Origin of the sequence: Burkholderia sp. AU4i, assembly GCF_000466765.1 — a bacterium.
In the GTDB taxonomy this organism is placed as follows: domain Bacteria; phylum Pseudomonadota; class Gammaproteobacteria; order Burkholderiales; family Burkholderiaceae; genus Burkholderia; species Burkholderia cepacia.
In genome coordinates, this window is record NZ_ASSI01000278.1 from 1 (window position 1) to 10,957 (window position 10,957).

General features: G+C 69.8%; 10 protein-coding genes. 5 read left to right on the forward strand and 5 right to left on the reverse strand.

Features of this window, described 5'->3' with window-relative positions; translation table 11 throughout:
* The first annotated feature begins 81 nt into the window (after positions 1 to 81).
* The 4 genes from L810_RS40340 to L810_RS40360 all read left to right on the forward strand — a co-directional run bounded on the left by L810_RS40340 (position 82) and on the right by L810_RS40360 (position 4,853).
* Positions 82 to 1,383 (forward strand): collagen-like triple helix repeat-containing protein, encoded by a 1,302-nt coding sequence (locus L810_RS40340; protein ID WP_021163890.1) that lies wholly within the window; start codon positions 82 to 84, stop codon positions 1,381 to 1,383.
* Between the two features lie 120 nt (positions 1,384 to 1,503).
* Positions 1,504 to 2,787, forward strand: coding sequence for an isoprenylcysteine carboxylmethyltransferase family protein (locus L810_RS40345; protein ID WP_021163891.1), 1,284 nt, complete (start codon positions 1,504 to 1,506; stop codon positions 2,785 to 2,787).
* A gap of 761 nt (positions 2,788 to 3,548) precedes the next feature.
* Positions 3,549 to 4,226 (forward strand): hypothetical protein, encoded by a 678-nt coding sequence (locus L810_RS40355; protein ID WP_021163894.1) that lies wholly within the window; start codon positions 3,549 to 3,551, stop codon positions 4,224 to 4,226.
* Positions 4,227 to 4,280: 54 nt separating this feature from the next.
* A complete protein-coding gene (locus L810_RS40360; RefSeq protein ID WP_021163895.1) occupies positions 4,281 to 4,853 on the forward strand; it encodes an NADPH-dependent FMN reductase in 573 nt (190 codons plus the stop codon).
* A gap of 79 nt (positions 4,854 to 4,932) precedes the next feature.
* Here the strand turns inward: L810_RS40360 and L810_RS40365 are convergent, their stop codons facing one another.
* Positions 4,933 to 5,250, reverse strand: a complete 318-nt coding sequence (locus L810_RS40365) for a DUF4148 domain-containing protein (RefSeq protein ID WP_021163896.1) — start codon at positions 5,248 to 5,250, stop codon at positions 4,933 to 4,935.
* Between the two features lie 248 nt (positions 5,251 to 5,498).
* On the opposite strand from L810_RS40365, the gene L810_RS40370 reads away from it, so the two are divergent.
* Positions 5,499 to 6,002, forward strand: a complete 504-nt coding sequence (locus tag L810_RS40370; RefSeq protein WP_042978210.1) for a DM13 domain-containing protein — start codon at positions 5,499 to 5,501, stop codon at positions 6,000 to 6,002.
* Between the two features lie 34 nt (positions 6,003 to 6,036).
* On the opposite strand, the gene L810_RS40375 is transcribed toward L810_RS40370, so the two are convergent.
* The 4 genes from L810_RS40375 to L810_RS40390 all read right to left on the reverse strand — a co-directional run.
* Positions 6,037 to 6,660, reverse strand: coding sequence for a DUF2894 domain-containing protein (locus L810_RS40375; RefSeq protein WP_021163898.1), 624 nt, complete (start codon positions 6,658 to 6,660; stop codon positions 6,037 to 6,039).
* Positions 6,657 to 7,301, reverse strand: a complete 645-nt coding sequence (locus tag L810_RS40380) for an OmpA family protein (protein WP_021163899.1) — start codon at positions 7,299 to 7,301, stop codon at positions 6,657 to 6,659. The genes L810_RS40375 and L810_RS40380 overlap by 4 nt, the downstream gene beginning before the upstream one ends.
* Positions 7,302 to 7,304: 3 nt before the next feature.
* Positions 7,305 to 10,352: a DUF802 domain-containing protein gene (locus tag L810_RS40385; RefSeq protein ID WP_021163900.1), complete on the reverse strand. Its 3,048-nt coding sequence runs from the start codon at positions 10,350 to 10,352 to the stop codon at positions 7,305 to 7,307.
* Between the two features lie 10 nt (positions 10,353 to 10,362).
* The coding region (locus L810_RS40390) for a DUF3348 family protein (RefSeq protein WP_042978211.1) at positions 10,363 to 10,957 on the reverse strand (595 nt) is incomplete at its 5' end.

The following is a 10,957-nucleotide window of genomic DNA, read 5'->3' on the forward strand; positions in this document are numbered from 1 at the left end:
TCGGGTACTTCCGGTACGTCAGGCACCTCCGGCACCGGCGTCACCCCGCTCGGCAATGTCCTCCAGAAATCCGGCAACCTCGTGACGGCAGTCGGTACGACGGTCGCGAACGGCGGCGGCGTGATCGGCGGCGTGCAGATTCCCGGCACGAACCCGACGACGGCCAACAGCGTCGGCAACGCAGTCACGAGCCTCGGCAACGGCGTGCAGGCGCTCGGCAACGGCGTCGCGGCCGGCCTCGGCTCGATCGGCGTGTCGGCGAACCCGCTCGGACCGACGCTGACGTCGACCACCGGCCTGCTGACCGGCGCCGGCGGCGCGGTCAACAACCTCGGCAACGCGGTGAAGAGCCTCGGCTCCGGCCCGCTGTCGCCGCTGTCGCCGGTCACGACGCTCGTCGGCGATCTCGTCAACACCGTGGGCGGCGCCGTCAACTCGACCGCGTCGGGCCTCAACACGGCGCTGAACAGCTCGCCGGTCCAGCAGCTCGAGACGCAGGTCGGCAAGGTGATCAACCCGATCACGAACACGCTGACCGGCGGTGTCACGACGCCGGGCGCCACGCAGACGCTCGGCGGCGTCACGCTGCTCGGCACGCCGCTCAACGGCCTGCTGAGCGCACTCGGCAACGGCCTCGCCCTCGCCGGCACGAAGGTCGGCGGCGCAACCGGCAACCCGGTCGGCACCGGCCTCGGCGGCGTCGTGGCACAGCTCGGCAACACGGTGACGTCCACCGGCGGCCTCGTCCACGACAACAACGCGGGCAGCTCCAGCAGCGGCACGGGCGGCAGCAACCCGCTCGCCCCGATCACGGGCCTGCTCGGCACGCTGACGGGCGGCCTGGGCGGCGGCAGCTCGAGCGGTTCGGGCGGCACGAGCGGCACGAGCAGCGGCGGCCCGCTCGGACCGGTCACGGGCCTGCTCGGCTCGCTGACGGGTGCGCTCGGCGGCCTCGGTTCGAGCGGCACGAGCGGCACCGGCGGAACGAGTGGCACCAGCGGCACCGGTGGCGCGGGTGTCGGCGGCCTGCTGGCGCCGGTCACCAACCTCGTCAATTCGCTGACGCCGCTCGGCGCCAGCCTCACGGGCACGGTCACGACGCCGGGCGGCAACGTGACGGGCACGCTCGGCGGCCTGCTGTCGAGCGGCCCGGTCGGCACGGTGACGGGTGCGCTGACGACGCCGGCAGGCGCCGCCGGCGCCATCGGCACCGCGAGCCCGGGCGGCGCGGCCGGCACGGCCACGACGCCGGCTGGCGGTGGCTCCGTGGCTGCCGGCCTGACCGGCAGCTCGAACGGCGGTGCCGCGGGCGGCGCCGGCAACCTGCTGTCGCCGGTGACGAACCTCCTCGGCGGTCTGCTGGGCGGCGGCACCAAGAAGTAACGCTTTACCTATCAGAACCACAGGCCAATGGCCGGGCGCGCATCCATACAAAGCCCGGCCGATGGCCGGCGTCACCCGCCCAGCGGGGGCGCCGGCCTTCACCCGTACGAGGATCCGATCATGAACTCCACGCTTGACGGCATCGCCGCGGTCCAGGACCGCCCACCCCGTTCCGCCACGCCCCTGCGCGCCGGCCTGCTCGGCATCGCCGCCGGACTGTTCGCGCTGTGGATCACGCGCGGCCAGCCGACTTTCGATGCAGCCACGCGCGCGGTCATCGCCAGCCTCGCGATCATCGGCACGATCGCGCTGCACGAAATCTTCATCTCGCGCGTCTACCTGCGCCCGAGCGCGGGCCTGTCGCGGCAGGCCGTCCGCCCGCTCGGCATCGCGCGCGTCGCGACGCGGCTCGGCGCGTTGGCGTCGATCTATGCGGGCATCGGCGCGATCTACTGGCTGCTGCCCGAATACCACGGCGCGTTCTACCGGCCGTTCTGGTCGCTGCTGCGCTCGCTCGCGCCGTACGTGATCGTCGCCGCGCCGTTCTACTTCGCGTGGATGGATCGCCACCAGCGCGAGACCGACGACGCGTACCTGCTGTGGGGCCGCTTCCTGTTCCGCCGCGAGCAGCCCGCGAGCTGGAAGCCGGTGCGCGAGATGCTGGCCGGCTGGGGCGTGAAGGCGTTCTTCCTGCCGCTGATGACCGTCTACCTGTCGAAGGACGCCGATCACCTGACCGCGTCGCTCGCGAACGCGATGCACGCGCCGGCGACGATCGCGACCTTCATGTTCATGTACGACCTGTCGTTCACGATGGACCTGATGTTCGGCACCGTCGGTTACCTGTGCACGTTCCGCATCCTCGACAGCCACGTGCGCACCGTCGAGCCGACGACGCTCGGCTGGGTAGCCGCGCTGATGTGCTACCAGCCGTTCTGGTCGCTGTTTTCGAACAACTACATCCGCTACGAAGGCACGTTGTTCTGGGACAACTGGCTGCAGTCGGCCCCGACGCTGCGCGTGATCTGGGGCACGGTGATCATCCTGCTGCTGCTGACCTACGCGCTGTGCACGATCTCGTTCGGGTTGCGTTTCTCGAACCTCACCAACCGCGGGATCATCACGTCGGGCCCGTACCGCTTCACGAAGCATCCGGCGTACATCACGAAGAACCTGTCGTACTGGATGGTGTCGGTGCCGTTCGTCGAGCCGCTCGGCTGGCAGGTCGGGCTGATGCACTGCGCGGGGCTCGTCGCGGTCAACCTGATCTACTACACGCGTGCGAAGACCGAGGAACGGCACCTGATGCGCGACCCCGACTATCGCGCGTATGCCGAATGGATCGCGCAGCACGGGTTGTTCGCGCGGATGAAGCAGGCGTTCGGGCAGCGCGCGCCGGCCTGACACGGCGGCGCAAGGCGGGGCCTGCTGCGCCGCCCACGGTTGCGTCGGCGTTCGCACATCGCCGTTTCGCCAGTTCCGGCACAGTGCGCGCGCCCTTGCGACCAGGTACGCGCGCAGCAGTGCTCGCTGCCGCGACTCGATTGCGATCCGCGCAACGCGAAGCCGTGTGCGTACGACGAGGCACTCGGCTTCGCACGCGTCGCGCTTCGTCCGCTGCCCGGCGGTTACATCGCTTCGCTCTACGAGCGCGCGGTGGCCGGTTGACGGCACCGGCCATGCGCGCACTACCCGGCAGCGACTGTCCGGCCGGCCCACCCGCCGCTCGGGCTAGGGCGCGCGCTCATGCGGCCAATTGTCGCGAAACGATACGATTCTCCGCGTTTCGTCGCTTTTCTCCACCGATACGATTGCCCGCCCCCGACTCCTCGCGTATGGTGCTGGCCGTCCGCGCCCGATCGATCGCCCGGACACCCGACCGTCGTCGCGCACGACGGCCGTGCGGGCCGTGCCCGCCGTCACCGTCTCCGCGGCACCGCCCTTCGGCGCCGCGCATTCATGAGGAGAGAGACGTGATTCACAAAGTCCTGATCCTGTTCGCACTCTGCATCGCGGGCCTCGCCGCGATCGCCGCCGGTTTCCAGCACATCCCCAGCTGATTCGCGGCCCCGGCTCGCTTCGCCGAGCCCGGGGGCCGCACCCATTCCTCTCCCCTCTTGCGATGAACCACTTTCTCGGACCGCCCGGGACGGGCGCCTTTTGCCATGCGCATCGACGTACAGCATTCCCAGCACGACATCGACGATGAACTCGACTCGCTCTACGCACGCCTGCACCAGCCGGGCCATCGCCTGCACGGCCTGCCGGCCGTCGCGCTCGGCCGCTCCGGCCTGATCGTCCGCCACCGCGAGGCGGACGGCGAATACTTCCTGTACGTCGAGGATCCGGCCGCGCGCCAGCTCGCCGGCTATACGGTGTTCAACCGCCTGCCCGAAATCCCGCGTCGCGCCGACCGCTACCTGCGCGCGCCGCACACGCGGCTGCGCGGATCCGCGCAACGCAAGGGCCTCGCGACGACGCTGTATCGCTGGGGACTCGACGCCGGCCTGTGCCTGATCAGCGGTGCCCGTCAGTCGATCGGCGCGGCGCAGCTGTGGACCGCGCTGGCCCATGACTATCGACACGGCTTCGTCGACATCGAAGGCCGCGCGCTGCGCTATCTGGGCGAAGCCGTTGCCGACGACGTGCACGGCGCGCTGCATACGCGTCGTCTGCTGCTCGGCAACGGGTGGGAAATCGGCGCATTCGCGCGCGCGGCCGGGATGGCCGACGTCGTTGCCGCAGAATGTCGCCACCCGGGATTTCCGCAGGAAAGGCGCGAACCGCACCGCTTGCACGGGGGCGCCAAAGCGCGTCACTCCGCCCGTGCACCGATGCGATAATCCGTCGGGCCGGCGCGCCCCCATCGCGCAAACCACCCAACGACACGCTCCTCGATGGCTACCGAACTCCAACCCGATTCCGAGCGCCGCATCGACATCGTCGCGTTATGCGGCAGCCTGCGCGCGCAGTCGTATAACGCGGCGCTGCTGGATGCGGCGGCACGCGTCGCGCCGCCCGGGACGCGCATCACGCGCTTCGATCGCCTCGGCGAATTTCCGCTGTTCAACCCCGACGCGGAATATCCGTCGCCGGCCGCGGTGCGCGACCTGATCGATCGCCTGAACGCCGCCGACGGCGTGCTGATCGCGAGCCCGGAATACGCGCACGGCGTGACCGGCGTGATGAAGAACGCGCTCGACTGGGTCGTGGGATGCGAAGCGTTCGTGTACAAGCCGGTCGCGGTGCTGAACGCATCGCCGCGCGCGACGCATGCGGACGCGGCGCTGCGGGAAACGCTGTCGGTGATGTCGGCGAACATCGTCGAGCGCGCGTCGATCACGCTCCCGATCCTCGGCAGCCAGCTCGACGCGGCAGGCATCGCCGCGCATCCGCCGTTCGCGGCGGCGCTGGTCGAGGCGCTGCACGCGTTCGGCGCGGAGATTGCCGAAGGCACGTCAACGCGCTGACGTTGCGCAACCTGGATTCCATCGCAGTCCGGATTAATCGGACGCCGTGCCCATCGACGGGCGCAACGTCCGGCCCGGATCATCGTCCGCGATAGATCGGTCTGTCGGCCGTCATCGAACCCGATTCGCTCGCGGCCGATGCCGCCATGCCGTATCCACTGGTATCGGCCGTCGACGTGCCGGTCGAACCGATCTTCTTCAGCGCTTCCGCCAGCCGCGCCGGATAGTACGGGTCTTCGCCGTTCTGCCGGTAGCCGGCTGCACGCAGGGCGGCCAGTTCGGCCTTCACCTCCGCGCGCGTCACGGTAGACTGCGGCGCGGCCCACGCGGAAATGGAAACGGAAACGGAAGCGGTCGCGGCAACCGTCGCGAGAACATACAGGGCAAGCTTGTTCATCTGACTTCTCCTGAGCATCGACGACGTTGTCGACGGAGAGTGAGTCGAGCCGCGTGCGCAAAGATGACACTCGCCGAAGAAAAAATCCGGCGTCGCGTCACGGTGCAACTGCCACGCGGCACGCCGGCAGGAGCGGCATGTAACGGCGTGTTGAACGAAAACCCGAACGTCTGTCAGATTCCGCCGGCTCGCGCGACTACCGGCATGTGGCCCGGCGCCACCCTCTGTTTTCGTTCAAAGGGTCCGACATGAAAACCAGAATCTGGATACTGATCGCGTCGCATCTCGCGACGGGGCTCGTGGCGTTTGCCGCGGGCATCTACGTGCTGCCGATCCTCACGGCGACGGAAGGCGCAAGCGCCGTCGAGCTGCAAGTGGCCGCGGAAAACGCGCGCCATACCGGCCGCTTCGAACGCAACCTGCCGGGCAGCGACGCGCTGCACTGGGCGGACGGCAAGCTGACCGTCACCGATTCGTCGATCGCGTTCGAGGGCGACATCGCACCGGGCCCCGACTACAAGCTCTATCTCGTGCCGGCCTTCGTCGATACGCGAGCGTCGTTCCTCGCGATCAAGGCGCGCGCCGTACGCGTGGGCGACCTGAAGACATTCGGCAATTTCGTCGTGGCGCTTCCCGACGACGTGAATCCCGCGCAATACACGTCGGTCGTGATCTGGTGCGAACGCTTCTCGAAATTCATCAGCGCGGCCCGCTATCAAAGCGTGCCGGCGTCGGGCCTGACGTCGATGTGACCGGCCCCCGGCGGCGGCGATGCGTGCCCGCGCGCTACCGGCTCTTGCCGCGCGCGCCCTTCTTCACCGTCTTCGCGCGCGGGGCTTCCTTCTCGGGCTGCGCGCCGCCGCCGGCGAGATCCTCGAGCCATGCGAGCGCATCGACGTACGACAGGAACTGCTGCAGATATTCCGGCGACAGCTCGCGCATCGTCGCGAGCGACCGGTGCACGAGACTGTTCGAATTGAGCGGCCCCGCGTTGCGCGGCACCTGGTCGAGCGACTGGCGGTACTGCTGTTCGGTGCGGACCTTCGACCACATCGTGCGGAAGTAGTCGACCAGCTCGGGATCGAGCCCGCGCCGGTCGGCCTGCGCATCGCGGCCGAGCCGTTCGACGAGCACCGCCAGCGACGGGCCGCGTCCGGCCGCACCATCGTCTGCTTGCGCGATGCCGCTCGCGGCGGCCTTCGCTTCGTCGGCCCGCGCGACGACCGCCGCGAAGCCGTCGATCAGCGCGGCGAGCCGCGCGTCGAGCAGCCCGCGCGCGTTGCCTTCGAGCGCGGCCGCACGCCGCTCGAGCGCGTCGATCCGGAGAAAGCGCACGGGGTCGAGCCGGTCGGCGCCCTGCTCGCGCCATGCGTCGAGTGTCGCGCGAACGTGCGTCGCGTCGTCGGTCACTTCGCGTTCCCTCCGTTCGAGGCCGACTTGCGCGGCACCGGCGCGATCTCCACGCGACGGTTCTTCGCACGGCCTTCATCGTCCGCATTCGAGCTGACCGGCTGTTCCGAGCCGAACGCGGCCGCGAACACCGACGACGCCGGCACGCCGGCGTCGATCATCGCGCGCGTGACCGTCAACGCGCGCTTGGCCGACAGTTCCCAGTTGTCCGCGAACTGGCGGTTGCCGGCATGCACCTGCTGGTCGTCGGCGAAGCCGCTGATCATCAGGATCTCGTCGCGCGTCTTCAGGTAGGCGGCGAGCGGTGCGGCCAGCGTCTTCAGCAGGTCGCGGCCGGCGGGCTGCAACTGGTCGGAGTTCAGCGCGAACAGCACGTTGCCGCTGATGCCGATGCGCCCGTTCACGAGCGTCACGCGGCCGGCCGCGAGCGGCCCGGCGAGCGCCTGCTCGAGCGACTTGCGCTGCTGCGCTTCCTGCTGGCGCGCACGCACGGCTTCCTCGAGCTTCGACGTGAGCTGCAACTGCATGCCGATCACGCCGACGAGGATCAGCACGAACGCGCCGAGCAGCACCGACATCAGGTCGGCGAACGCGGGCCACACCGGCGCGGAGGACGCGCCGCCGTCGATTTCGTCGTGCATGCGTTACGCTCCGACGGACGCCCGCCGGCCGGCGAGCTGCTGCAGGTCTTCGACGATCTGCTTCTGCGACATCATGCTCAGGTCGATTACCTCACGCGCCTGCGCGACGTAGTACTCGAGCTGCTCGTCGCTGCGCGCGAGCGACTTCTCGAGCGCGGCCTCGATGCGTTGCAGATGAGTCAGCAGCTTGTCGTTCGACTCGCCGAACACCTGCACGGCCATCCCGAACGCATCGCCGAGGCTCGCGACCTCGACCGCGCCCGCCGTCACTTGCGCGGCCACCGAGTCGAGCTTGCGCGTTTCGGCGTCGACGGTGTCGTTGAAGCGCGCCCCGACGCGGTCGAGCAGGTCGGCCGACGTGCTGACGAGCGCGTCGATCGCGGTGCGCTGTTCGGTCGACGCGTGATTGACCGCGCCGAGCAGCGTTTCGAGCGTCGCGAGCAGGCGGCTGCGTTCCTCGAGCATCGCGGTGTCGTGCACCAGGCTGTCGGACAGGCGCTGGCGCAGCTCGGCGACGACGTCGGCCGCGGCCTTCGGCGCCTCCGACGCAGCCTGCACGAGGCGCGCGATCTCGTTGATCGTGTCGCTCGCATGCACCTGCGCCTGCGCGGTGATGTCGTTCGCGGTGCGGGCCAGCGTGTCGCAGATGTCCTGCTGGCGCGTCGCGGCCTGTGCGCTCGTGTGCGCCCATTCGTCGCGCAGCGCGGCCGCCATCGCGGCGAGCGAATCGTTCCACGCGGCGAGGCGTTGTTCGTCGCGGGCGGCCAGTTGCGTCTGCAGGCCCGTGTGCGAATCGCGAATCGTCGACAGCAGGTCGTTCGAGCGCTGTTCGAACGTTGCAGCCTGCGTGGTCAGGTCGCGCGTCGTTTGCGCGAGTGCATCACAGATTTCCTGCTGACGGCCTGCGCTGTGCACGCCTGCGCGTTGCCATTCGTCACCGAGCTTCGCGGCCATCGCGGCCAGCGATTCGTTCCACGCGGTGAGGCGTTCCTCGTCGCGTGCGGCCAGTTGCGCCTGCAAACCCGTGTGTGAATCGCGGATCGTCGACAGCAGGTCATTCGAGCGTTGTTCGAAGGTCGAAGCCTGCGCGGTCAGGTCGCGCGTCGTCTGCGCCAGCGCGTCGCAGATTTCCTGCTGACGGCCTGCGCTGTGCACGCCTGCGCGTTGCCATTCGTCGCCGAGCTTCGCGGCCATCGCGGCCAGCGAATCGTTCCACGCGGCGAGACGCTCCTCGTCGCGTGCGGCCAGTTGCGTCTGCAAACCCGTGTGCGAATCGCGAATCGTCGACAGCAGGTCATTCGAGCGCTGTTCGAAGGCCGAAGCCTGCGCGGTCAGGTCGCGCGTCGTTTGCGCGAGTGCGTCGCAGATTTCCTGCTGACGGCCTGCGCTATGCACGCCTGCACGCTGCCATTCGTCACCCAGCTTCGCAGCCATCGCGGCCAGCGATTCGTTCCACGCGGTGAGGCGTGCTTCGTCGCGTGCGGCCAGTTGGGTCTGCAGGCCCGTGTGCGACTCGCGAATCGTCGACAGCAGATCGTTCGAGCGCTGTTCGAAGGCCGAAGCCTGCGCGGTCAGGTCGCGCGTCGTTTGCGCCAGCGCGTCACAGATTTCCTGCTGACGGCCCGCGCTGTGCTCGCCTGCACGTTGCCATTCGTCGCTCAACTTCGCGGCCATCGCGGCCAGCGATTCGTTCCACGCGGTGAGGCGCTGTTCGTCGCGCGCGGCCAGCTCGGTCTGCAGCCCCGCGTGCGACTCGCGCATCGCGGCAAGCGTCGCGCCCGAATGGCGTTCGAACGTCGCGGCGGCCTCGCCCAGCGCGCGCGCATGCTGGCCGGCCAGCGTCTCGCCGACCTGCTCCTGGCGCGCCAGCGCATCGCGCCAGGCATCCGACAGGCGGCCTTCGGTCGATTCGAGGCGCGTCGCGACGCCGTCGAGCAGGTCCGTCGAACGCTGCGCGAAGGTCTCGGTGAACTGGCCGAGCGTCGTCTGCAACTGCTGCGCGACGGCATCGCCCGCACGGCGCTGTTCGTCGAGCGCGCGGCTCCAGACGGCCGTCACGTTGCCGGTGGTCTTCTCGAAACCGTCCGTCAGCCCGTCAAGCTGACGCTGCACGGCGCCCGTCACGGTGTCACGCAGCGCGGCCATCTCCTGCGCGAGCCCCGTCATCGTCGCGGCAACGACCGGCTGCAGCGCGGCACCGGCCACGCGCGCGCTTTCGGCGGCGCTTTCCTTCAGCGCGTCCCCGACATTCGACGCGAGGCCCGCATACGCGCGCTCGGTCCGATCGAAGAACGCTTGCTGGCTTTCGATCTGGCGATCGTGCAGCGCGACGCTGCGCGCCTCGAGCGACGTCATCATCGTCTGCAGGCGGTCGACCAGCGCCGGCATCACGTCGGCCTGGCGCTGCAGCAGCCGGAACGATTCGTCGCGCTGATGCGCGGACGAGTGCACGCGCAACGTCGTCGCGATCTTCGCGTCGAGCTGCTGGGCCGCGTCGATCCGCTCGCGGCGCACGAGCGCGGACAGCAGGCCGAGCATCGCGGACGTCGCGACACCGGCAATCGACGTGCCGAATGCGAAGCCGAGGCCCTTCACCGGCGCGATCAGCGACGCGCGGATCGCGTCGAGATCGGTCGCGCTTTCGAGCGCGGCGCCCGTGCCCTTCAGCGTGACGACCATCCCGAGCAGCGTGCCGAGCATGCCGAGCAGCACGAGCAGGCCGACGAGATAAGGCGTGAGCGACGGGCCCGGCAGCGCGACGCGCGCGCCTTCGACCCGCGCGCGCACGGCACCGCGCAGGCCCGGATGCAACGTGTCGAGCCACGTGTCGAGCTTCGCGGGCGGCTCGGCCAGGCCGGCGACCGCGTGCGACAGCGTGGCGGTGGCCTGCCGGTAGCGCAGCAGTTCCCATGCGCCGGCGACGTAGCACGCGGCGATCAGCAGCGTGACGGCCGACGCCAGCGGGTTCGACGCGACATAGCCGACGCCGATCCAGCCCACAGCGAGCAGACCGGCGACGAAGACAACGAGATCAAGGCGAATTCTGGACATAGCGTGTTGATTAGCAGGTGCGAAGGGCCGCGAGCAGCCCGTCTACCGTTTGAAACCGGACTTCGAGTTCGGCAAGCAGGATGCTTTGCATCTCGTCGCGAAACGTATCGAGCCATGCGCCGGGCACGATCGCCGCGACGGCCGGGCTGTCGACGATCGCCGCGCCGTCATCGGCGGGATCGGCCGTGGCCGCGGATTCCGCTGCGGCTGCGGCTGCCGCCGCGGCTTCGGCATCGGCCAGCGCCTGCCGCTCCGCGTCGCGCAGCCGCCCGAAGCGCGTACCGAGCAGCGCGGGCACGGCCGACAGCAGGCTGCGCTCGCGCGCGCCGAGCACGCGCTCCATGATCGCGTCGAGCGTCGCGAGCCGGGCCATCCCCGACGAGCTGGCGGCGAGCGCGACCCGCAGGCGGCCGCGCAACTGGCCGATCGCCGTTTCCATGTCCTGCTGCAGGGACAGGTAACGCTGGCGGAAGTCCGCGAAATCGGCCGTGTCGGCGGCCGGCGGCGGCGGATCGCCGGGCCGGCGCCGCGCACGCGGCCGGTTGGTGGCCGTGATCGCCTGCGCGAGCTCGTGGCGCACGCGTGCGCAGTCGCGCTCGGCGTCG